Annotated in this window: 19 protein-coding genes; 11 read left to right on the top strand and 8 right to left on the bottom strand. The window is 61.9% G+C overall.

Annotated elements, in window-relative coordinates:
* The first annotated feature begins 52 nt into the window (after positions 1-52).
* Entirely contained in the window at positions 53-1,573 is a 1,521-nt protein-coding gene (locus JQ624_RS23640; protein ID WP_212421314.1) for a lipopolysaccharide biosynthesis protein, read from the top strand.
* On the opposite strand, the gene rfbA is transcribed toward JQ624_RS23640, so the two are convergent.
* A complete protein-coding gene (gene rfbA / locus JQ624_RS23635; RefSeq protein ID WP_212421313.1) occupies positions 1,570-2,448 on the bottom strand; it encodes a glucose-1-phosphate thymidylyltransferase RfbA in 879 nt (292 codons plus the stop codon). The genes JQ624_RS23640 and rfbA overlap by 4 nt on opposite strands.
* A gap of 230 nt (positions 2,449-2,678) precedes the next feature.
* Here rfbA and JQ624_RS23630 point away from each other — a divergent pair, with 230 nt between their 5' ends.
* Genes JQ624_RS23630 through JQ624_RS23615 form a run of 4 tightly spaced genes read left to right on the top strand, consistent with a single transcriptional unit; the run spans position 2,679 to position 6,498 of the window.
* Entirely contained in the window at positions 2,679-3,689 is a 1,011-nt protein-coding gene (locus tag JQ624_RS23630; RefSeq protein WP_212421312.1) for a hypothetical protein, read from the top strand.
* A gap of 32 nt (positions 3,690-3,721) precedes the next feature.
* Positions 3,722-4,693, top strand: a complete 972-nt coding sequence (locus tag JQ624_RS23625) for a Gfo/Idh/MocA family protein (protein ID WP_212421311.1) — start codon at positions 3,722-3,724, stop codon at positions 4,691-4,693.
* A 6-nt stretch (positions 4,694-4,699) separates the two neighbouring features.
* The gene (locus tag JQ624_RS23620) at positions 4,700-5,800 is read left to right on the top strand and encodes a DegT/DnrJ/EryC1/StrS aminotransferase family protein (protein WP_212421310.1); all 1,101 of its coding nucleotides are present in this window, start codon (positions 4,700-4,702) and stop codon (positions 5,798-5,800) included.
* Entirely contained in the window at positions 5,800-6,498 is a 699-nt protein-coding gene (locus JQ624_RS23615) for an NDP-hexose 2,3-dehydratase family protein (RefSeq protein ID WP_212421309.1), read from the top strand. Before JQ624_RS23620 ends, JQ624_RS23615 begins: the two co-directional genes overlap by 1 nt.
* 23 nt (positions 6,499-6,521) lie before the next feature.
* Here the strand turns inward: JQ624_RS23615 and JQ624_RS23610 are convergent, their stop codons facing one another.
* The 7 genes from JQ624_RS23610 to JQ624_RS23580 all read right to left on the bottom strand — a co-directional run bounded on the left by JQ624_RS23610 (position 6,522) and on the right by JQ624_RS23580 (position 14,552).
* Positions 6,522-7,313: a class I SAM-dependent methyltransferase gene (locus tag JQ624_RS23610; protein ID WP_212421308.1), complete on the bottom strand. Its 792-nt coding sequence runs from the start codon at positions 7,311-7,313 to the stop codon at positions 6,522-6,524.
* Positions 7,310-8,503, bottom strand: a complete 1,194-nt coding sequence (locus tag JQ624_RS23605) for a glycosyltransferase (protein ID WP_212421307.1) — start codon at positions 8,501-8,503, stop codon at positions 7,310-7,312. Before JQ624_RS23605 ends, JQ624_RS23610 begins: the two co-directional genes overlap by 4 nt.
* A 6-nt stretch (positions 8,504-8,509) precedes the next feature.
* Positions 8,510-9,622 (bottom strand): dTDP-glucose 4,6-dehydratase, encoded by a 1,113-nt coding sequence (rfbB, locus tag JQ624_RS23600; RefSeq protein WP_212421306.1) that lies wholly within the window; start codon positions 9,620-9,622, stop codon positions 8,510-8,512.
* A 13-nt stretch (positions 9,623-9,635) separates the two neighbouring features.
* On the bottom strand, positions 9,636-10,811 hold the full coding sequence (locus JQ624_RS23595; RefSeq protein WP_249130017.1) for a hypothetical protein: 1,176 nt from the start codon (positions 10,809-10,811) through the stop codon (positions 9,636-9,638).
* Positions 10,812-11,016: 205 nt separating this feature from the next.
* Positions 11,017-11,982 carry a UDP-glucuronic acid decarboxylase family protein gene (locus JQ624_RS23590; RefSeq protein WP_212421304.1) on the bottom strand — a complete coding sequence of 322 codons (966 nt, stop codon included), beginning with the start codon at positions 11,980-11,982 and terminating at the stop codon, positions 11,017-11,019.
* A 402-nt stretch (positions 11,983-12,384) separates the two neighbouring features.
* On the bottom strand, positions 12,385-13,134 hold the full coding sequence (locus tag JQ624_RS23585; RefSeq protein WP_212421303.1) for a glycosyltransferase family 2 protein: 750 nt from the start codon (positions 13,132-13,134) through the stop codon (positions 12,385-12,387).
* 11 nt (positions 13,135-13,145) lie between these two features.
* On the bottom strand, positions 13,146-14,552 hold the full coding sequence (locus JQ624_RS23580; RefSeq protein ID WP_212421302.1) for a capsule biosynthesis protein: 1,407 nt from the start codon (positions 14,550-14,552) through the stop codon (positions 13,146-13,148).
* Between the two features lie 186 nt (positions 14,553-14,738).
* On the opposite strand from JQ624_RS23580, the gene pseG reads away from it, so the two are divergent.
* The 6 genes from pseG to JQ624_RS23550 all read left to right on the top strand — a co-directional run bounded on the left by pseG (position 14,739) and on the right by JQ624_RS23550 (position 21,756).
* Positions 14,739-15,851: a UDP-2,4-diacetamido-2,4,6-trideoxy-beta-L-altropyranose hydrolase gene (gene pseG, locus JQ624_RS23575; protein WP_212421301.1), complete on the top strand. Its 1,113-nt coding sequence runs from the start codon at positions 14,739-14,741 to the stop codon at positions 15,849-15,851.
* Positions 15,852-16,037: 186 nt separating this feature from the next.
* The gene (locus tag JQ624_RS23570; protein WP_212421300.1) at positions 16,038-16,688 is read left to right on the top strand and encodes a formyltransferase family protein; all 651 of its coding nucleotides are present in this window, start codon (positions 16,038-16,040) and stop codon (positions 16,686-16,688) included.
* Entirely contained in the window at positions 16,681-17,790 is a 1,110-nt protein-coding gene (gene pseI / locus JQ624_RS23565) for a pseudaminic acid synthase (protein WP_212421299.1), read from the top strand. The genes JQ624_RS23570 and pseI overlap by 8 nt, the downstream gene beginning before the upstream one ends.
* Positions 17,783-19,189 carry a surface carbohydrate biosynthesis protein gene (locus JQ624_RS23560; RefSeq protein WP_212421298.1) on the top strand — a complete coding sequence of 469 codons (1,407 nt, stop codon included), beginning with the start codon at positions 17,783-17,785 and terminating at the stop codon, positions 19,187-19,189. The genes pseI and JQ624_RS23560 overlap by 8 nt, the downstream gene beginning before the upstream one ends.
* A gap of 2 nt (positions 19,190-19,191) precedes the next feature.
* On the top strand, positions 19,192-20,703 hold the full coding sequence (locus JQ624_RS23555) for a lipopolysaccharide biosynthesis protein (RefSeq protein ID WP_212421297.1): 1,512 nt from the start codon (positions 19,192-19,194) through the stop codon (positions 20,701-20,703).
* Between the two features lie 177 nt (positions 20,704-20,880).
* Entirely contained in the window at positions 20,881-21,756 is an 876-nt protein-coding gene (locus tag JQ624_RS23550) for a hypothetical protein (RefSeq protein ID WP_249130016.1), read from the top strand.
* Positions 21,757-21,818 lie beyond the last annotated feature (62 nt).

Genomic DNA, 21,818 nt, shown 5'->3' with positions numbered 1-21,818 from the left:
TTGCCGTCTTGACCGCATGCCATTGGAGCGCACCGTTCCGGAGAGGGCGTCGATGACCGGTTCCCCAAGCCGCGCGCGCCGTCTCTCGGAAGGCTGGTCGGCGAATCTCCTGCAAATGGCGTTGGGAATCACGCAGCAGGTCGCGCTGGTCCCCATCTTCCTGCACTATTGGTCGAACGACGTGCTCGCCGCGTGGCTGGCGATCTATGCCGCCGGGAATCTCGTTCTGATCGTTGATGCCGGGCTGCAATTTCGCGCGATCAACCGTTTTCTTGCGTTCAAGTCCAGCGTCGACAGCGATCGTCGTACCGGGCAGTTCTATGCCGAATTGCGGCGGATCTATTTTGGGCTGGCGGGGACGCTCGCTGTCGTCACGCTGATTCTCATTCATGTGCTTCCGCCCTCTGCGATGCTGGGCTTTGGCGCGATCGCGCAATTTGACCTGGCCTTCGGCGCGATGATCGTTGGCACGCTCCTCACGCTGCCGGTCAATATTGCAGCGGCGCTTTACCGCGCGCGCGGTCTTTACGGAAGGGCGGTCAAGTTCGTCAATCTCGGGATGCTTGGAGCCCTGCTTGGGCAACTCGTGGCCGTCGCGCTGAGCCAAAGCCTGTTTTACGTCACCCTCGTCTATGTCGCGGCGCAAGTGCTGGTTGCGGCCTATCTCCTGATGTCGGATGCCCCGCGGCTGTTTCCGTTTTTGCGCGGGCTGCGCGCAACGTGTTCGGCGGGCTGGATCGCCGGCCAATTCCGCAAAGCGGTCCCGTTCGCGGTCGCAAGCGCCGCCGATCTCGCATTGCTCAATCTGCCGGTACTGCTGGTCAGCGCGCTCGTGTCCGACCGGGTCGCGGTAGCGCAATGGGGCCTGACCCGTGTCGTTGCCGGGCTGATACGGGTGCTTTGCATCCAGACGACCCTTCCCCTGGCCGCCGAACTCGGTCACGATTATGCCGTCGGCGATTGGCAGCGGCTGCAGAGCCTCTACGCGTGCGGTTCCGTGCTGGTGGCGCTGCTGGCGAGCGTGGTGGTCTCGGGCCTCTTGCCGTTCTGGCAGGATTTCTTCGCGCTTTGGACGCACGGGGCCATCCCTTACGACCGCCCGCTCACCTTTGTGTTGCTGATCGGTACGGTTGCGGTGGCCCCCTCGATCCTCGCAGTGGGCTACGCGAATTACAGCGATCGAGGGCAATTGTTGCTGCGGGCCAAGGCGCTGCAGCTCGTCCTGTTCCTCGTGCTGTCGGCGATCCTGATTCCCTCGATCGGCCTGCTTGGGGCGGCCATTGCTGTCGTCGCCAGCGAGCTCCTGATCCAGTTCGGTGTGTTGGGACGGACCATCATTCGGCAAACGCTGCAGCATCCGCTGCGGCATTTGTTGTTCCTGGCCGCGGTGATGGTCACGGTGACGCTTGCCGGTTGGGCACTGGGAACGGCGATCCGGCTGGCCATTCCGCTGGCAGAACCGTTGCGGTTCTTCGTTGAATGCGGGCTATGGCTGGCAATCGTTGCGGTGGCGGCCAGTCCGCTCGTGATCGAAAGGGTGCGCACCAGACTGACTGCAGCCATACCGCGCTAGCGCGGAATCGTCGCCTGGCGAATGAGGTATTGGCCGTAGCCGGTGTTTTTCATCGGCTCGGCGAGGCGCAGCAACTGCTCGGTGTCGATGAAGCCCTGGCTGAACGCGATTTCCTCCGGGCAGGCAATTTTCAGTCCCTGGCGCTTTTCCACGATGTGGATGAACTGCGATGCCTCGAGCAGCGATTCATGCGTGCCGGCGTCGAGCCAGGCGTAGCCGCGGCCGAAACGTTCGGCGTGAAGCTCGCCGCGTTCCAGGTACCACTGGTTGACGTCGGTGATCTCGAGTTCCCCGCGCGGCGACGGCTTCATCTCGCGCACGACGTCGACGACGCGTTCGTCGTAGAAATAGAGACCGGTCACGGCGTAGTTGGATTTCGGCGCTTTCGGCTTCTCCACGATCCGCAACGGCCGATGAGAAAGATCGAACTCGATGACGCCATAGCGCTCGGGATCGTCGACCCAGCACGCGAACACCGTCGCGCCGCGGCTCTGCTGCGCGGAGGTGCGGAGCAGCGCCCGCAGATTGTCGCCATAGAAGATGTTGTCGCCCAGAATCAGCGCGGAGGATCCGCCGGCGAGAAAATCCCGCCCGATCAGGAAAGCTTCCGCGATGCCGCCGGGATGATCCTGGATGGCAAAGGAAATCTCGATGCCCCATTGCCGTCCGTCACCGAGCAGGCGCCTGAACTGGTCGATTTCCTCCGGCGTGGTGATGATCAGAAGCTCGCGCAAGCCCGCCATCATCAGCGTGGTGAGCGAATAATAGATCAGCGGCTTGTCGTAGACCGGCAATAGCTGCTTCGAGGTCGCGAGCGTCAGCGGATAAAGCCGCGTGCCGCGGCCGCCGGCCAGAATGATGCCTTTGCGATTCATGCGCCGAACTCTTCATGGTTGGCGAGGGTGGAGGGGCCTCGTTAGCACGCGCCAACCGGCGCACAAAATGCTTTCCGTTCCTCATAACGGAAATATTTCAATGGTTTATGCGAACAAGCGCGCGTTGCACCATCGCAGCGGGTGCGATAGGAATGGCCCATTGCGGCGCTTTCCGACGCAATGTCGGTGACGCACCGGCGCAATTCGCGACCTGAGCTGCGACGGGGATCATGGCCAACCGCGCCTATTGTACCTATTTCGATCACAACTACCTGCCACGCGGGCTGGCGCTCTACCGTTCGTTGCAGCGGCATGCGCCGGGTGCGGAGCTCTGGGTGCTGTGCCTGAGCGAGGCCTGTCACCAGGCTCTGACTGTGCTCGATCTGCCCAATCTGATACCGGTGCGGCTGGCGGACTTCGAATGCGCCAACCCCGACGTCGCGGCCACGCGGTCCACGCGCAGCCTGATCGAGTATTATTTCACGTGTTCTCCGGCCTGGATGCTTTTCGTGTTGAACAGCAAGCCGGATGCGGAGTGGGTCACCTATCTCGACAGCGATCTCTTCTTCTTCGCGTCACCCGATCCGATCTACGATGAAATGAAGGACGCGGCGTTCGGCATCGTTCCGCATCGTTTCGCCCGCGGGCTGGAAGGCCAGCGCAGGTTCGGACTCTACAATGTCGGCTGGGTCAGCGTTCGCAGACGCGATGACGGGATCCAGGCCTTGCGCTGGTGGCGCGAGCGCTGCATCGAATGGTGCTATGACCGGGTGGAGGGTGACCGCTTCGCTGACCAGCGCTACCTTGATCGATTGCCGGAAATGTTTGGCGGCGTCCATGTCATATCGCATCTCGGGGCCAATCTCGCGCCCTGGAATTTTGCCGATTATCATCTGCAGTGGAACGACGGCGAGGTCGAGATCGAGCAGCGATACAAGCTGCTGTTCTTTCATTTTTTCGGGGTCAAGCGCAGCGGCGGGTATTACTTCAACAGCCACCGGCTGTATCATGCGCCGTTTTCCAGCCTGATGAAGCACAAACTATACGAGCCCTACACGGCGGCGCTCGCGGAAGCGGAACGGGTGGTGGTGCCTCTTCTGAAAGAGCAACAGATCGAGACAATCCGAAAGCCGGTTGTCACCACGCCTGGCGATCGCCTATCCAATGCGTTCCGGAAGACGAGAATGATAGCCAACCGGGGCCTTGATATTCTGACCGGCCGGGCTATCGCGGCCCGGTAGTCCGAGCAATTCCTTTGAGAGATTCTTCGCACATGCGGCTGCTGATCCTTGGCTATTCCTCGATCGTCGAGCGGCGGGTGATACCAGCCGCGGCAAAAGTCGAAGCCATTGCGCAGATATCGATCGCAAGCAAGAGCCGGCCGCAGCCTGAAGGCTGGCCGAAGCAGGGCCGCTTCTTCAACGATTATGCCGCGGCGTTGCGCGACAGCGATTCGGACCTCGTCTATCTTTCGCTGCCGAATGCGATGCATGAGCACTGGGTGATGGCGGCGCTGGCCGCCGGCAAGCACGTCGTGGTCGACAAGCCGGCGATGATGACATTGGCGGGCAGCGAGCGCGCCGTTGACGAGGCGCGGCGCGTCAATCGCGCCGTCGCGGAGGCGACGGTGTTCGGCCATCATCCGCAATTCGAGTCGCTTGCGGCCTTCGTCGCCGAGCACGGTCCGCTGACGCAGGCAGCCGCGCAATTCATCATTCCGCCGTTGCCGATCGGCAATTTTCGCAATCATCGCGAGCTGGGCGGCGGCTGCCTGCTGGACATGGGGCCCTATGCCGCCGCAACGACGCGAATCCTCGGCGGCGGGGCGGCGTCGGAGATCACGGCCCTGGCCGGCGGCCGGCATCCGGAAACCGGTGTCGACATGGGCTTTTCGGTGCTGGCCCGGCTCGGCAATGGCGGCGCATTTTCCGGCCATTTCAGCTTCGAGGGCGAGTATCAGAATCGCTTGCTCGTTGTGGGCCATTCGGGGTCTGTGTTAATAGAGCGCGTCTTTACCCCGCCCGCCGATCATCAGATGGAATGGCGCCGGCGCGTACGCAATGTCGATGATGTCGTGACGTTCGAGCCAGCCGATACCTTTGCTCGCTTCCTTGCAGCGGTGGCGTCGGCGATCGACGGCGGCGATCACGAGAGCTTTCACCGTGATCTCTTGAGCGATGCCCGATGCCGGGACATGATCGCGACGGCGCTCGCATCCCAGAATCCGGCGCATCAGCGCGTGTGAGAGACAATGCCAATCAACGTGTGGGACTATCTGCGGGAATACGACGAACTGCGCGACGAGATACTCGCTGCCGTCGATCGGGTGTTTCGCTCGGGCCGGCTGGTGCTCGGACAGGAAGGCGTCAAATTCGAGCGCGAGATGGCCGCCTATCTGGGGGTCGCGGGCGGCGTCGGCGTGAACAGCGGAACTGACGCGATCTACATCGCGCTGGCATCCCTGGGGGTCAAGGCCGGAGACGAAGTCATCACCGTGCCCAATACGGCCGTGCCGACGGTCTCGGCCATCCGTACGCTCGGGGCCAGGCCGGTGTTCGTCGACGTGCGCGAAGACGATTTCCTGATGGATGTCGATCAGGTCGAGGCGGCGATTACGCCGCGCACGAAGGCGATCGTGCCGGTGCATCTGTACGGCCAGTGCGTCGATCTCGATCCGCTGATGGCGATTGCCAAGCGGCACGGGCTGAAGGTGATGGAGGACTGCGCGCAATCGCAGGGCGCGCTTTACAAAAATCATCAATCCGGCAGCGTCGGTCATGCCTCGGCGTTCTCGTTCTACCCGACAAAGGTGCTGGGCGCCTATGGCGACGGCGGCATGGTGTTGAGCAACGACGAGGCGGCGATCCGGCTGGCGCGCAGCCTTCGCTTCTATGGCATGGAAACGCAGTACTATTCCGAGCGCCACGGTTACAATTCGCGTCTCGATGAGGTGCAGGCTGCGATCCTGTCGCTGAAACTGCCGCGCATCGATGGCTGGATCGAGCGGCGGCGGGAGATCGCCGCGCGCTACAAGCAGGGTCTCGCCGGAAGCGGCCTCGTGCTGCCGCGCGAGAGCGCCCATAGCCGCCATTCCTATTATGTCTACGTGGTAGAACACCCAACGGACCGCGACGGGGTGCTGGAGCGGCTGGCGAAGCGCGACATCAACTGTAATGTGTCCTATCGTTGGCCGATTCACACCATGCGGGGCAGCGCCGATCTCGGCTATCGTGAGGGGCAGTTTCCGGTTGCGGAGCGCAAGGCGCAGTGCATTTTCTCGCTGCCGATGTATCCGCACCTGAAGGACGAGGAAATCGATACCGTGATCGAAGTGCTCAGGGACGTGGTTTGATGGCCGAGCGCGCGCATCTCGACTGGTTTCGCGGGCGGCTCGCAGCTTCCAAAGCGATCGAGCCGACGGATCCCGCGCCGATCCTGGCGTGGCGGGAAGAGCGCTGCCGGGCGATCCGGTTCAAGGCCGAGTTGATCGGGCTCGATGAGGTTCGCGGCTGGTCGTGTGACGCGCAAGGCAATGTGCGGCACAAGACCGGGCAGTTTTTCGGGGTCGAGGGCGTTCGGATCGAGAGCGGCGACCTGCGCGAGGTCGCGTCATGGGACCAGCCAATCTACACCCAGCCGGAGGGCGGGCTTCTCGGGCTGATCGCGCGCGAGACGCCGGAGAAGGGTGTTCAGTTCCTGCTGTACGCCAAGGCGGAACCGGGAAATATTGGCGTGCTTCAGCTCTCTCCCTCCGTTCAAAGCACGTGGTCCAACATCAGGCGCGCGCATGGTGGAAAGCTTTCGCCGATGCTGGAGGTGCTCACCGCCAAGTCCGGCGTTCGCATCATCTATCGGGCAGAGCACAATGAAGAGGGTGGCCGGTTCTGGCGCAAGTCGAACGAGAACATCATCGTCTTTGTCGATGATGAGAACGTGATCGAGTCCGACATGGCGATGTTTTGCTGGGCGAGTCTTGGCCAGATCAAGGAGCTTGCCTTGATCGACAACGTGCTCAGCCCCTTCGTAAGGACGATTATCGCGCCGCTATGATTCCGCGGATGTTCACCCCCCGGTCAGCGCGCCTTCGAAAACAGGTAGGTTTCGGTCGTCGAGTGATGGCCCGTCACCTCGGATACGTCATAGGGGATGCACGGCCATTCGCGCTCAAGCCGCAGCCCGGCGTCCCGGCAAAGCAACATCAATTCGCTCTTGCCGAACACGATCTCGACGACCGGCGCGCCATAGGCAAATTTGCTCAAATAGGTGGTTTGGTAGTCGTCGAACACCGGAACGGTGTGCAGCACGCAGTAACGCCCGGCGACGCGCGCGGCTTCGCGGATCGCCGCCTGATAGTCGATGATGTGCATCAGCGACACGCCGTTGAAGACGATGTCGAATGCATCGTCCGGGTACGCCAGCCGGGTCGCGTCCGCCACCGCGAAAGTAACGGACGGATAACGGGCACGGGCGCGCGCGATCATCGCCTCCGAATAGTCGATGCCGGTATAGCTGACGCCGCCGGGGACGAGATCGGCAAACACTTCCGAATAATAGCCGCTGCCGCAACCGACCTCGAGCAGGCGGGGGACGGCAATGCCTGTCGCCATGACGGCCTCGGCGGCGACGGTGAAATCGAGCCGCGGTTCACCATTCTTCATGTCGCCGATCAATGCGAGGTAGGCGCGTTCCTGACGGGCCACGGTGCGCGCCGCTAGCCAGCCCTCGGACGATGCGGCGGCGCGACGTACCTCGTCGACGCCGCCAAGCACCTTGTAGTCGGTCGAGGTCAGGATATGCCGGCGCAGGATCGGCGCCGCCTTGACGACGCGCTGGCCGATCTGCCTGACAAGGCGCGGCAGCTTCATCGCGGCGCCCGCAACGTTTCGACGAAACCCAGGATCTCCGCGGCGCGATGGCGGTAGGTGTGTTGCGCCATGGTTCTGGCCTGGCCCGCGCGGGCGATCGTCGCGCGGCTCTCGGCGGCGCCGATCGCACTGTCGATAACTGAGAGACAATCGTCGACCGAGCGCCATACCGCGACCTCGCGATCCGGCGCGAACAAGGTATGCAGATTGTCCTTGAAATCAGTCAGCAGGAAAGCGCCGACGCCGGTGGCCTCGAACAGCCGCATGTTTCCGGCTTCCCGTCCCGCCATGTCGATGTGGGAATTGAGCGTAATCTTCGATCGCCGCAGCGCCTGATACATCTCGGCGCCCCAGACTTCGCCTTGAAAGCAGCGATGCAGCGGGGAGGAGGCTGGCAGCGTCCGCGGCGTGTTGCCGAACAGCTTGAGATCGTAACGATCGGCAACGGCCTCGAGCAGCGCGATCCGCTGCTGGTGGTCCGGCGAGACCGTGCCGACAAAGGAAACCCCGATGTCCATGGCGGGCGCCGGCGGCAGCGCTTCGAGCAGGGCGGGCTCGAACGCCAGATGATTGACTTCCGCGCGCACGCCGAGACGACGAAAGAAATCCACCGTCGCCGACAGCTGCGACATCATCAGATCGTAGACGGACCAGTCCACGCCGCGCGACGGCGCGATCCCGATCTGCCCGATCAGGATCGGGTTGCCGATCGCCTTGATGCGCCGCATCAGCTGCGGGTCGACGTGAAACGTGTCCTGGTTGAGCACCACGTCAGGTTTGAAATCCTCGATCTGGGCCAGCAGGATTGCCTCGGCCTGCGCATCAAGGCTGGGGCTGAGGCCAACCTTGCGGGCCAATGGCCGCAGCATCGGCTTCAACGGCGTCACGGCGCGTTGCAGCCAGGCTGGAAGCGAGGAGCTGCCGCTCGGGGTGGCGGGGCCCGCTGTTACGACGTTCATCCCGTGCTCGCGCGCCCATGCCGTCTGCAGCCAGGCATTGTTGACGTGGATCTCTGCCGCCGAATGGCCGAGGGCGGAAAAATTCCGCGAGTAGAAATCGGCGACGCCGAACAGGCTGGCGTTCCGCGCCGCCATCTGGGCCGCGTAACCGGCGCTTCCGAGTCCTGGCTGGCGGCGATACAGCCAGCTCAGGAAGCGCGGGTAGTCCGCATTGAGCACGAGGATGCGCATGAATGGCTAGACCGTGCGCCGGAAGCCGTAATTCTTGTCGATCCACGCCTGGTAGGAGCCGCTGATGACGTCACGCCACCATGGCTCGTGGTCGAGATACCACTGCACGGTCTGGTTCAGTCCGCTCTCGAAACCGACGCTGCATCGGTTGCCGAGTTCGGTCGCTAGCTTAGTGGCATCGATTGCATAACGGTGATCGTGGCCGGGGCGATCCGTTACATAGGTGACAAGCGTGCGGCAAGAGCTGGCGCTAGCTGCGGGACAGGACGGAAAGCGCGAGGCGAGGCGAGCGTTAGCTGCGAAGGCGGCATCGATCGTATCGCAGATCACTCCCACCACGTCGCGGTTGTTGCGCTCGTTGCCGCCGCCGACATTGTAAGTTTCGCCGGTGCGGCCGCGCTCGATCACGTTCATCAGAGCGTCGCAATGATCTGACACGTGCAGCCAGTCGCGGACGTTGGAGCCGTCGCCATAGATCGGCAGCGGCTTGCCTTCCAGCGCATGGATGATCATCAGCGGAATGAGTTTTTCCGGGTGCTGATAGGCGCCGTAATTGTTGGAGCAGTTCGTGATCAGCGCCGGCATGCCATAGGTCGCGACAAAGGCACGGACCAGGTGATCGCTTCCCGCCTTGCTCGCCGCGTAAGGCGAATTCGGACGATAGGGCGAGGCTTCCGTGAAGGCGGGGTCGATCGGGCCGAGCGAGCCATAGACTTCGTCAGTCGAAACGTGGAGAAATCGCGCCTCATTGAGCATCGCCGCCGCGCGCCAGCAATCGAGCGCCGCCTTCAGAAGCGTGAATGTGCCGAGCACGTTGGTCTGCAGAAAGGCTTCGGGATCACTGATCGAACGGTCGACATGCGACTCGGCGGCGAGATGCGCCACGCGGGAAAATTTGCGCTCGTCGAACAGGCGCTGCATCAGCCCCGCGTCGCCGATGTCGCCCTTCACGAACTGGATACTGCGATCGGCAATCAGCGGCTCCAGGCTGCGGACATTGGCCGCATAGGTCATCGCATCGACCACGGTCAGGCGGTCGGCCGGCCGCGCGGCCCGCCACGCGTGCACCAGGTTCTGGCCGATAAAGCCTGCGCCGCCGGTGATCAGAACGCTTTGCATCGAACCCCTCCGGTCACGAAGCCGCAGCTTCGATCTTTCGATCGAACATCGTGCGGGGCATGATGTACCACAGCAGAAACAGGAACCCGGCGCCATGTGTCAATAATGCCGTCGTAAAGGGCACATTGAGAAAGGTCTGGGGAAGCAGCGCAGCCGAGATCAGCACGAATTCCGGCGGCAGTCCGGCCGACACGCGGTTGCCGAGCGCGATGACAAGTCCGCATGCGAGCGCCACCAGCGGCGCGAGATACAGTCCGACCGAGGCGATCCCCTCTGTCGCAAACAGGGACGCGTTGATGTTGCCGAGCCGGTAGGTCTTCTCCATCACGATCGATAGCTGCTCTTGATAGGGACAGCTCATCAACGGCTTCAGGAAGGACATTTGGCAGAACCAGGTGAGCGGGTGACTTGAGAAGAAGTCGTTGTAGATATCCATGGCGCTGGATGGGGTCGCCATCATTCGGATATTCACTAGGCCGAAATAATACAGCGTATAGCTGTTGAGGTACGCTGCCATCAGGATCACGCCGAGAAGCATCGGCAGGAGAATCGAGAGGATGGTTGCGGCCCTGGGCTCGAAAATCCTCGAAAGCACCAGCAAGATAACGACCCACGCCGTCGAAAAAAGCGCAAATTTGCTGAGCGTGATCGGAAAGAACAGCAGCATCAGAATGAGGGGCACGGCAGCCCACCAGCGGCGATTGAGCGCCAGATAACAGGCGCAGGCGAACGGCAGCAGCACGGTGGATACAATTCCGGTCAGGTAACGTATCGGCGCCGGAAAATTGAGTTCGTTGCGAAAATCGTAGATCTGCCTGATCGACACCAGTCTGAAATTGTAGAATGAGGCCGCCGCGATCGTGCCCAGCGCCAGCACCAGAATGAACTTCAGAAAGTATTCGAGGGCACGAGGCGACAGCACGTACATCTGTTTGGCGGGCGCCTTGACAAGGAGGGCGGGAAACAGAAATAGCACCGCCGAAGCGGCGGCCGAAAGGCCCGCCATCCCGTGATTGTAGTTGAGTTTGGAGAAGTTGTTGAGCCAGATGAAGCCGAGTACCATCGTGAACAGGCTGAAGCCGACGAAGTAACCAAAGCTGAAGCGGGCGAATATGAAAAATAGCGAGACGGTAGAAAAAGCTCCGACCGCAGCAATCGCGTAGTTGACCAGCGTGGCTTCGTACAACATGTACGATTGCCAATTTGCAACCTGGACTAGCGAGGTACAGTAAATGATGATATGAAGGCACACCAGCACGTACAGGCTGAAGCGCGAGCCGGACGCCAGCCGAATGCGTTCCATAATGTCTGGAGCGCGCCTGCTTTCTGACGAGTGCATCATGGACATCGCGCCGCCGTGCGAGGTGACTAAAACGAAATTGGCTCCGTCCGACCTACGACAGTTCGAGCGAGCGCCTGAAATAAGCGATGGTCTCCTTCAGACCGTCAGCGAGCGCAACCTTCGGTTCCCAATTCAGCAGCGCCTTCGCCTTCGACAGATCAGGCTGGCGTTGCCGCGGATCATCCTGCGGCAGCGGTTCGAAAATGAGCTTCGAGCGCGAATTTGTATAACTGATCACTTTCTCAGCCAGTTCCAGAATGGTGAATTCCGAATTGTTGCCGAGATTGAGCGGTCCGGTGCAATCTTCGCCGGTCAGCATCAGCCGGGTAATCGCCTCGACGAGGTCGTCGACATAGCAGAACGAGCGGGTCTGGCCGCCGTCGCCGAACACGGTGATCGGGTCGCCCTTCAGCGCCTGGACGATGAAGGATGAAACGACCCGGCCGTCGTTTGGCTGCATCCGCGGACCATAGGTATTGAAGATGCGCGCAACCTTGATCGGCAGGGCATGTTGCCGCCAATAGTCGAAAAACAGGGTCTCGGCGCAGCGCTTGCCCTCGTCGTAACACGAGCGAATCCCGATCGGATTGACGTTGCCCCAGTAATCCTCGGTCTGCGGATGGATCAGGGGATCGCCATAGACCTCGCTGGTCGAGGCCTGAAAGATCGGCGCCCGCAGACGTTTGGCGAGACCTAGCATGTTGATCGCGCCATGCACGCTGGTCTTGGTGGTCTGCACCGGATCGCGCTGGTAGTGGATCGGGGAGGCAGGGCAGGCGAGGTTGAAGATCGCGTCGACCTCGATGTAGAGCGGAAACGTCACGTCGTGCCGGATCGCCTCGAACATCGGGTTTGACAGCAGGTGGGCAATGTTCTTGCGGCTGCCGGTGAAGTAGTTGTCCGCACACACCACTTCCGCGCCCGCGGCGAGCAGCCGTTCACTGAGGTGGGATCCGATGAAGCCCGCGCCGCCGGTGACGAGGATGCGGCTGTCGTTGTAGTTTCGGTCAAACGCCATCGTGATTCCCGGGTTGCCGATTCGAGCGGCTGGCTTGCGTCACGTCATGTGACGGGCTGGCGGAGTGGTATCGGCAACGGCAAAGTTCGCCAATAGCATTGTCCGGCAATGCGGTGCTATAATACCGAAATCCCCTGGTAAGTCCCTGATGGAACAGTTCGCCCTGCCTTGCAGCGGGAGCGAAACCCAGGCGCGCCCCAATGGAGGCGATTTCGCGCGCGAGCTGTCCGGCGGCGCGTGCTCCTGGCTGGTTTCAGTCGCGCTGATTGTAAGGACGGCCGGGCCGGTCGCCCGAAGGGAACGGGAGGGCTGGCGGGTCACCGATGCAGCAACTACGCCCAACATCCGGTCTCGGACCCGTGCGGGGTTTCGAATTCGAAACGGTCTGGAGGGGCTCGTTCGTCAGAACTCTCGCCGCTTCAGCCAGGCGCGCGCGCTCCAATGCGCGAAGCACCAAGCGGATTTGATCGGCGAAAGCTGCTCCACGTTGCGGTAGATGTGCCAGACCCAGCCGGCGGACCGGAGTGGGCGGCTGGAGACCGATGAGCCCCGCACGCGGTAGCGGGCGAGGTCCTCGTTGAGTCCGTGGGCGACATGTCCCGGCTTGAGGATGCTCAGCCAGAGGCAGAAATCGTCATACGGCTCGTTCTTCATGGCGATGTTGCCCGCGACGTCGCGATCGACGAGCGCCGTCAGGGTGGCGATCGAGGTATTCTTGAGCAGTTGCTCATAGTTCAACGAGGCCGGCATCTCGATCAGGCGGCCGGTGACCGATCCCGTCTCGTTGATGCGGCGGAATGCCGTATAGCTCAGCGCCGCACGCTTCGCTTGCGCGAAGGCGATCTGCCGCTCGAGCTTGGCGGGCAGCCACAGATCGTCACTGTCGAGAAACGCGATGAAGCGGCCCTGTGCCCGCTCGATCGCGGCCTGGCGGGCCAGCGCCGGACCTCCGTTGCGGGGCTGGCGGATCAGCTTGACCCGCGGATCCTGCGCTGCGTGGCTTTCCACGATCGCGGCGGTCTGGTCCGTCGAACAGTCATCGGCGATCAATAGCTCCCAGTCCGTCATGGTTTGGGCCTGAACCGAGGCGATGGTTTCGCCGATCAGCGGCGCCACGTTCCACGATGGGGTGATGATCGAAACGAGCGCCATGGAGAAGCCTTTCAATCCGCGCGGCGCGGTTCGCTGATCGCAGACAGCAACGAACCCGAAAATGTGTCGAGCTGCTTGGGATCGCTGATATAAAGTTCGCCGGGAAACGATTGCCGCCAGGCGGTTTCGAAATAGGGCGCGGTATCGGCAGGGTCGAACGGCGGCGCGGCCAGGGCGTCGCGAAGCCGCTGCGGAACGTCCGCAAGACGATCGACGGCGAACACCAGCGGGCAGGAGCGATAGAATGCATCGCCCATCACCACGACGGGCTTGCCGAGCAGCACCGCTTCGGCGCCCGATTTGCTGTTGACCGAGACAATCGCATCGGCGCGGCCAAGCACGGTGTAATTGTTGGTTTGCGGCGGCAGCAGGATGAAATTATCGAAGCGGCGCGCGAGTTCGAACAGGCGGCCGGCGGGAATCGCGCCGATCTGGGCCGGATGCTCCTTCACGACGAGGACGTGCGTATCCGGAATGGTGCGTAGCAGGAAGTCGATGGTCGCGACCTGGTCGAGATACTCCGGCGAGCGAAGCGTCAGCGCCATGTCGGCCGGTACGTGCAGGGGGTAGTAGACGAACGGCGCGTCCGGCATCGGGCGATAGAGTTTTCGCAGCCGCGTCGCGCCAACCGCCATGGCGGCATGCGCCCGGGCGTGGCGGAGGTTATGTCCGAACTCCTGATGCTTGCCGAGTGCGAACTGGTCCCAGAGCTTCTCGACCAGGCGGCGCGCGTTCCGCGCGTTGGCGATCTTGTTGAACGCCGCCGAATATTGGTGCCGGTCCTTTTGCGGAATCACAATGGATTGCTGCCGCAAGGTTTCGTCAAGGTAGGCGCGCACGTCAGTGGAGACCGCGTCCGCCGGCGTCCGCATCGTATCGGGGGCAGCAAGACTGTCCGGCGTATAGTAAAGCCTGCCGCGAAAGAACGACGGCTCGATGAACCAGTTTTGGACACCGCGCTTCTTCGCGGCGTAGAAGCAGGCGATGACAGAGAGGAATCCGCCGAGCTCCTGAACCGCGATCGCCTGCCGCCCCGCGGCCGCCAGGCGGTCGAGCGCGACTTCCATTGCGTTGGTGTAGATCATGAACCGCCGGCGTAGCGCGGCGGTATCGCGAATGCCAAACGTGACGCGTTCGTGGCTGAACAGGAAGTTGGTTCCATCCAGGCCGTAATCGGCGATCCTTGCCGCAAAGGCCTGGGGGTCATCGACCGGGGCGCCATCCTGAAGGCCGGTCCGGTACATGTTGACGACCGGGATACCTTGCGCCTCCGCCATTTCCGCGCTGCGATCGTCGAATGCAAGCAGTTGCACTTCGCTCCCCGCGCGGCGCAAGCGCTGCGCCACGGGAATCCAGAACCGGGTCTGATATTCGGCGAGCGTGGTGATCAGGATCATATTGTCGTTGCGCGGGGGCATATCTTGCTGGATTGTTGCTTTGCTGGTGTCCGGGATTATAGAGTGTGGCGCGATGGTTCAAGTGTCGCTACGGCGCGACCTGAACCGGACATTGGCGGCTGGTTCGTGGGTCGGCGGATAGCACGGCCATTGTGACGGGTCGACCTTCTCCATGAGCAGACATCCGAAATATCCAAGGCCAGCTTGATGAAGGCGGTGCAACGGGTCGTCGTCCGCGTCGATGCTTCCACCGAAATGGGCATGGGGCATCTCATGAGGTGCCTCAGCCTGGCCCGCGATTTGGCCGACGACGGCGCAAACGTATTCTTCCTGTTGCGCAGCCATGCGGCTCGCCTGACAAGCCTGATCGAAGGCGAGGGGCATTCCGTGCGGCTGCTGCCGGATCCCGACCGCCGTCCGGACGCTCCGGAGGCAGACGGAACCGCCTATGCGCCCTGGCTGCCGACGACCTGGCAAAAAGACGCCGGGCAGACATTGGACGCGATCGATCGCATCGGGACGGTCGACTGGCTCATCGTCGATCACTATGCACTTGATGCGAGATGGGAGCGCATGCAGCGCAAATGTGCGCCTCGCATCCTTGCGATCGATGACCTTGCCGATCGGAACCACGACTGCGACATCCTGCTTGACCAGAATTTGGTTCTGGACATGGAGCATCGTTATCGCGGTCACTTGCCTCCAACTTGCCGGCCGCTGCTGGGTCCGGCCTATGCATTGCTTCGCCGGGAATTCGCAAGGCAACGCGAATCGCTGACGGAGCGGAGCGGCAAGGTGGGCCGCATCCTCGTGTGCTACGGCGGCTCCGATCCCGGCAACGAGACTGCGAAGGCATTATCCGCCATCAAAAGCCTGTCGCTGCCCTGGCTTGCCGTCGACGTCGCGATCGGACTGAGCAATCCGCACGCCGATTCGATTTCGGATCTTTGCCGGGAAATGCCGCTCGCCGAGTTGCACCGTGGCGCGGACAACATGGCCGAACTGATGACGCGCGCCGACCTCGCGATCGGGGCGGGCGGCGTGATGAGCTGGGAGCGCTGCTGTCTCGCGCTGCCAACCATCGCGGTTGATATCGCCGATAATCAGACCGGCGCGTTGACCGCACTCGCCGGTTGCGGCGCGGCCGCCTATCTCGGTTCAGCGGGTTCGGTCACGGTGGATCAGGTTGCGGGAACCCTCCGGTCGATGCTGGACGATCCCGCGCGGACCCGCGCGATGGGACAGGCCGCCCGAGCGCTTGTCGACGGGCTGGGCACCTCCCGGGTGCGGAAAGCCATGCGATCGCTGGATAGCGTCTAGAACCGGCCGCAGCCGAAGGCTGACGGACCAGGAAAACGTGGTTCGGGGTGACCCGGCAGCGGGCAAACCAGGCCAATTCCATCGGTGATCGCAGGCGTTCTTAACTGGTGTTTGACCGCATTTTCTATGCTAATTGCGCTTCGGCAGGGTTCCACAATTCCGCGGAATCGCCAGTGATGGTCGATAATGAAGGTTTCAGTTCTCTGCTCGAGCACGACGCACCCGGTCTATCCACATCTGGAGCAGTGGGTGAGGGGCGCAGCGGCCAATCACAGGGTCGAACTGGTTCGGCAAAAAAGCGAGCTGACCGGCGGGGATGTTCTCTTCCTGATCTCGTGCCATGAGATCATCTCGGCCGCGGACCGACAGAAGTATGGAACGACGCTTGTCATTCATGCGAGCGATCTTCCGGAAGGACGCGGCTGGTCCCCGCATATATGGCAGATACTCGAGGGAAAGAATCGCATCGTCGTGTCCCTGATCGAGGCACAGGACCTGGTTGATACCGGCGCCATCTGGGCGCAGCGGCCCCTGGTGCTCGAAGGGCACGAGCTGAGCGAGGAGATCAACGAGGGACTGTTCGCCATAGAGCTGGAATTGATGGACCATGCGCTCGAGATCATTGGGTCCGGAACGCCCGTGCCTCAGGATGACCGGCCGCCGAGCTATTATCGCCGTCGCACGCCGGAAGACTCCCGGCTCGATCCGTCGCGCTCGATCGCCGAGCAATTCGACCTGTTGAGGGTAGCGGACTCGCAGCGCTTTCCGGCATTCTTCCACCTGCGCGGCCATCGCTATCTCGTACGTATTGAAAAAGCTGGAGCTTCCGATGAGTGAGACAATCATGATTGCGGGCCGCGCGATCGGTCGCTCGCACCAGCCGTTCATCATCGCGGAAATGTCGGGCAACCATAATCAATCGCTCGACCGTGCGCTGGCAATCGTCGATGCCGCCGCCAAGTCCGGAGCGCATGCGCTGAAATTGCAGACCTATACCGCCGACACGATGACGCTGAACCTCAGCCGCGACGAGTTCTTCATCGACGATCCCAACAGCCTGTGGAAGGGTAGATCGCTCCACAAGCTCTACCAGGAAGCGCACACTCCGTGGGAGTGGCACGCCCCGATCTTTGAACGCGCGCGGTCGCTTGGCATGATTCCGTTTTCGACGCCGTTCGATGCATCCGCCGTCGATTTTCTCGAGCAGCTCGGCGTGTCCTGCTACAAGATCGCGTCGTTCGAAAACACGGATCTGCCCCTCATTCGCAAGGTTGCCGCGACCGGCAAGCCGATGATTATCTCAACGGGCATGGCGACCGTCGCCGACGTCGACGAAGCCGTTCGCTGCGCGAGGGAGGCCGGCTGTAAGGACCTGGTACTGCTCAAATGTACGAGCACCTATCCGGCAGCGGCTTCCGATACCAATCTCCTGACGATCCCGCATATGCGTGCATTGTTCGGGTGCGAGGTGGGGCTTTCGGACCACACCTTTGGCATCGCGGCGGGCGTCGCGAGCGTTGCGCTCGGCGCCAGCGTCATCGAAAAGCATTTTACGCTGTCGCGCGCCGATGGCGGGGTCGATTCGACGTTCTCCATGGAGCCCGACGAAATGGCGGCGTTGGTGGTCGAGACCGAACGCGCCTGGTTGGCGCTGGGCCAAGTCTATTACGGATTGACCGAAAAAGAGCATCAGTCGCAAATCTTCCGCCGTTCGCTGTACGTGGCTGAGGATCTTGCCGCCGGTGACGTTCTGACGGAAAACAATTTGAGAATCATCCGTCCGGGCCTGGGCCTGCCGCCCAAATATTTCGAGAGCCTGATCGGCATGCGCGTGGGCCGCGCGGTGCGCCGCGGCACGCCGATGAGCTGGGAGCTCCTGACGTCGCCCGATGACAATGTGGCGCCGTCGCAGGAATTGCCGAGAGGCGCCCGTGCCTGACAAGCCGCATGTCTGCCTGATCGTCGATAACCCGCTTCGCGATCTCGAGGGACTGGTATTGCTGGGCCGGCAACTCGCAACCAAAGCGGTGACCGTTACCTTGGTACCCATGTATGAGCAGGGTTTCGACGTGCCGGCGCTGCGTCCGGATATGGTGCTGGTGAACTATACAAGGCCCAACAATGCCGATCTGATCAAGTCCTACAAGCGCGCGGGAATTCTGGTCGGCGTGCTCGATACCGAGGGAATCGGCGGCAAGAATCCGGATCAGTTTGCCGAAATGGTCAAGAGCGTCGGCTGCACCGATCTTGTGGACCTCTATTGCGTCTGGGGGCGGGCCCAGCACGCGGCCTTCCTGCGCCGCGGCACGGTGCCGGCGGCGCTGCTTCATACGACCGGATGTCCCCGTTACGATTTCTGCGCGGAGCCCTGGCGCGCGGCGCTGCCAAAGCCGTCGATCGAGCCCGGCTACGTGCTCATCAACACCAATTTTCCCGTTGCCAATCCACGCTTCTCCGATAGTTCTTCGGACGAGGAGGACGCGATGGTGCAGGCGGGCTTTTCGCGGGAGTTCGCGCGCCAGTTCATTATCGACGCCGGCCAGGCCTACCGGTCGGTGCTTGAGACATCGACCAGGCTGGCGAAGCACTTCAAGGACGTCCAGTTTGTCCTGCGCCCGCATCCGTTCGAGAACATCGCCTCCTACGATGTGCTCACCAAGTTGCCGAATTTTCATGTGCGTCAGGACGGCACCTCGCTGGAGTGGATCAGCGGCGCGCGCTTGCTGGTTCATCAGAATTGTTCCACCGCGATCGAGGCCACGATGCTGAAGGTGGAACCCCTAAGCATGGAGTGGTTCAACACGCCATCGCTGCGACTGGACGCCGCGACGCGGGTCAGTCGTGGCGCCGGGTCAGAGTCCGACCTCATCGAACTGGTGCAGCAGGGGCTCGATGGCCGGCTGCCTTCGGTTGCCAAGGATACCGAGCAATTTCGGCAACAGATCATCGGCGACCTCTTTACCGCGGTCGATGGCGCGAACTCGTCGCGTGTCACAGAGGCGGTTCTCGACGCGATCGCGGCCGCGCGTGGCGGAAAACGCGGCGGCGCCTCGACGCCGCCGCAACCGTCGCTTCGCGGCGTCGCGGCGGAGGCGATCCGGTGGGCGCTTGGCTACAAGACAAGTTCGGCGCTCCGCCGCAGCTATAGCCCCCCGGAAAATGAACGCCGCCGCCTCGGCAAGGCATTTGCGCCGGAGATGGTGAATTCGGTGCTGCAGCGTATCTGCGCGGCTTCGGGAGACGGCCGGATTTTTTTTGCGCAACGGGTGACGGGTAACACGCGCCGGATGTCGAGGGCCTTGAGCGGCGCAAGCCTGCAGTTAACGGAGGCGGTCTGATCGTGCTGCGCCGATTCGTGCAAAACACAGTTATCTCGGCCGTTGCCTACGCGTTGGCGGGCGTGCTCGGCCTGTTTGCGGTCGGATTGATTGCAAGGTCCTACGGCCTGGCCGTGCTGGGCCTGATAGTGCTCGTACGTGCGTTCCTGCCGACGGGATTTCTGGCATTGTTCGACTTCGGGGTGTCGGAAACCACGACCCAGGCCGTCGCGCGAGGGCGCGTCGGCGATTGGCGCGCTGCAAGCGAAAAGGTGTCGCTGCTCACCGTGATTGCCGCTGCCGTGGGATTCGCTTCAGGTGTTGCGCTCTGGAGTGCCGCCGGGTCGCTCGCGGCGATCTTCAAGGTCGCTCCCGATCAGGCTGCTGCCTTTATCTCCATCCTCGATGTCACGGCGCTGGTGCTTCCAATCGCGTTCCTGGGCCTTGTCGCAGAAGGAACACTCAAGGGATTTGAGCAATATGGCTGGCTGCGCCTGACCGAAGTGGGCGGCAACGTGCTGTACGTCACAGCCGTTTACGCGCTGGTGTGGCGGGGGGCGCCGTTTGAGTGGATTGCTTATTCCTATCTCGCGGTGATGGCCGCCAAATATATCGTGCTGGCGGGTGTGGTTGCCCGCGCCGCGTCCGCGACCTCTCTCCGGTTTTGCTCATGGACCGCCATCCACCGGCGAGACGTTCTTCATCGTTGCTGGCTGATGCTCAACAACCGAATCGCAGGCATCTTGCAGCAACCGCTGGTTCCTCTCGCGATCGGTGCGCTATACGGTCCTGCCGAGGTAGGGACCTATGACCTGATCACTCGCTTGCCTCGCTTCCTGAAAACGACGATGGCGCCGCTTCACTCCGCGATTCTTCCGATTTCTACCCACATCGATGAAGCGACGGACACGCGCCGGCTGCAAATGCTTGGCCGCAACGGGCTCGTCCTGCCCGGAGCCATCCTCGTTCCGGTCCTGGTTGTAACAGCGCTTTTTTCGGCAGAGATACTCAAAGTGTGGGTTGGGCCGCAACATTCCGATCAATGGCCCTGGCTCGCTCTGTCGATGTTGATTCCAGCTATCACGGTGATGCTGGGCGCGGGGCAGACGGCGTTGATGGTGAGGTCCGACTTTCTTCGCTTCAATACGCGGCTGCTCTATTTGCAGGTCGGATTGCAGTATCTGGTAACCGGGCTCAGCCTTCTCTGGCTTCGCGAGCGGGCCTTCATCCTGGGTTGGGTGGTGTCCTACGTCGTCTTTGCGCCAGTGATCGCCCACCACATGCTTTCGCAAATGAAACTTCCAAGCTCCCTGTTTTGGGAGCAGCTCGGAAGGCAAGTGCTCGTTGGGGCGATACTTGCGGGCCTCGTCGTCGTCAGCAAGATGTTCTTTGATCCCGGCAGTTTGATAGCGCTGGGGATCGTTGGCGGTCTGAGCTGCATTATCGCCTGGCTATTGAGCGGCGCGATCGTCTTGTCAGGAAGCGATCGCGCGATGTTTGGCAGGTTTGCCCGCGCGATGACTCCGCGTTCCTGATGCTGGAATTCATCGCGTCTCTAGATCGAATCAAAGGTTCCGCCGGGTGCGACCGAGTAGGCTCCTTGCCCGTGCTGGTTGATTTTGCTATGGAAATGCCCGCATGTCCCCGGCCTATCGAGGTCGAATGATGTGCCTCGTTCTTCAGGAATAGCTGGGTGCGCCAAGATGGGATTGATGTCGAGAGCGTTATGGCATGTGAACCGTTCGCCGCTCCGTTATGCGGTCAAATCCGGCGTCAGCGCATGGCATGTCGGCGAGAAGCGTGAACGACGGCGCCAGGCGCAACTGCTGAATGTCACTGCGGCCGAAAGAAACAAGGCTGAAGAATTGAATCGCAACGGGTATGCGATCGTTACCGAACTGATGGACCCTGCCGTGCTGCAGCGGTTCGCCGAAGCCGGCATGGCGAGACTTGGCGACATCGAGACGGCTGAGGCCAAGCAAACGTCGAACTGGAAGAAATTTTGGGTTCGGTTGCTCGATGCCGAGATGAAGGACGGCAAACTCAGCGCCGACAACGTTTTCGTTCAGTACGCGTTGCAGCCGGCGGTGGTCAATGTCGTCGCAACGGCGCTCGGCGAGATACCGTGGCTCGACTATGTGCTGTTGTCCTATTCGCGTCATACCGGTGAGGAGCTGACGTCTTCGCAACTCTGGCATCGCGACCATGATGACGTCAGGGTAATCAAGCTCTTCAGCTACCTCACTGATGTCGAGCAAGACGGCGATGGGCCGTTCACGTTCCTGCCGCGGCAGTCGACCGACAAGTTTGGCTTTCCGCTGCTGGGCAGCCATTTCCCCGATGATCGCGTCTTCGGCAAGGTTCCACGCGGCGACGTCAAGGTGATGAAGGCGCCCCGTCTTGCGTCGTTCATGGTGGATACCGCGAAGTGCCTGCACATGGGGAGCCGGATGGCCCCGGGGCACGGCAGGCTGCTTTACACGGCCACCTTCTTTGCTTTTCCGCGCATGTACCCGGGTGCAAAGAACCGGCCGTTTTTCTCCACATCCGACACGTCTGCGTTGCAGAAATTGATCTTGGGCCTTTGATCGGCTATCCACGCCGGATCGCCGCCGACAGCGGTCGGTCAGTACTTGGGCATCCGGCAATG

The sequence above is a fragment of the Bradyrhizobium sp. AUGA SZCCT0283 genome (genome assembly GCF_018130385.1).
Taxonomy (GTDB): domain Bacteria; phylum Pseudomonadota; class Alphaproteobacteria; order Rhizobiales; family Xanthobacteraceae; genus Bradyrhizobium.
The sequence above is the reverse complement of the archived record's forward strand: the minus strand, read 5'-3'. Positions and strand labels throughout refer to the sequence as shown.

Excerpts from the sequence above, each read along its gene's own strand:
- JQ624_RS23640 (WP_212421314.1), top strand. The coding sequence starts at position 53 with ATGACCGGTTCCCCAAGCCGCGCGCGCCGTCTCTCGGAAGGCTGGTCG.
- rfbA (WP_212421313.1), bottom strand. The coding sequence starts at position 2,448 with ATGAATCGCAAAGGCATCATTCTGGCCGGCGGCCGCGGCACGCGGCTT.
- JQ624_RS23630 (WP_212421312.1), top strand. The coding sequence starts at position 2,679 with ATGGCCAACCGCGCCTATTGTACCTATTTCGATCACAACTACCTGCCA.
- JQ624_RS23625 (WP_212421311.1), top strand. The coding sequence starts at position 3,722 with ATGCGGCTGCTGATCCTTGGCTATTCCTCGATCGTCGAGCGGCGGGTG.
- JQ624_RS23620 (WP_212421310.1), top strand. The coding sequence starts at position 4,700 with ATGCCAATCAACGTGTGGGACTATCTGCGGGAATACGACGAACTGCGC.
- JQ624_RS23615 (WP_212421309.1), top strand. The coding sequence starts at position 5,800 with ATGGCCGAGCGCGCGCATCTCGACTGGTTTCGCGGGCGGCTCGCAGCT.
- JQ624_RS23610 (WP_212421308.1), bottom strand. The coding sequence starts at position 7,313 with ATGAAGCTGCCGCGCCTTGTCAGGCAGATCGGCCAGCGCGTCGTCAAG.
- JQ624_RS23605 (WP_212421307.1), bottom strand. The coding sequence starts at position 8,503 with ATGCGCATCCTCGTGCTCAATGCGGACTACCCGCGCTTCCTGAGCTGG.
- rfbB (WP_212421306.1), bottom strand. The coding sequence starts at position 9,622 with ATGCAAAGCGTTCTGATCACCGGCGGCGCAGGCTTTATCGGCCAGAAC.
- JQ624_RS23595 (WP_249130017.1), bottom strand. The coding sequence starts at position 10,811 with ATGTTGTACGAAGCCACGCTGGTCAACTACGCGATTGCTGCGGTCGGA.
- JQ624_RS23590 (WP_212421304.1), bottom strand. The coding sequence starts at position 11,982 with ATGGCGTTTGACCGAAACTACAACGACAGCCGCATCCTCGTCACCGGC.
- JQ624_RS23585 (WP_212421303.1), bottom strand. The coding sequence starts at position 13,134 with ATGGCGCTCGTTTCGATCATCACCCCATCGTGGAACGTGGCGCCGCTG.
- JQ624_RS23580 (WP_212421302.1), bottom strand. The coding sequence starts at position 14,552 with ATGCCCCCGCGCAACGACAATATGATCCTGATCACCACGCTCGCCGAA.
- pseG (WP_212421301.1), top strand. The coding sequence starts at position 14,739 with ATGAAGGCGGTGCAACGGGTCGTCGTCCGCGTCGATGCTTCCACCGAA.
- JQ624_RS23570 (WP_212421300.1), top strand. The coding sequence starts at position 16,038 with ATGAAGGTTTCAGTTCTCTGCTCGAGCACGACGCACCCGGTCTATCCA.
- pseI (WP_212421299.1), top strand. The coding sequence starts at position 16,681 with ATGAGTGAGACAATCATGATTGCGGGCCGCGCGATCGGTCGCTCGCAC.
- JQ624_RS23550 (WP_249130016.1), top strand. The coding sequence starts at position 20,881 with ATGTCGAGAGCGTTATGGCATGTGAACCGTTCGCCGCTCCGTTATGCG.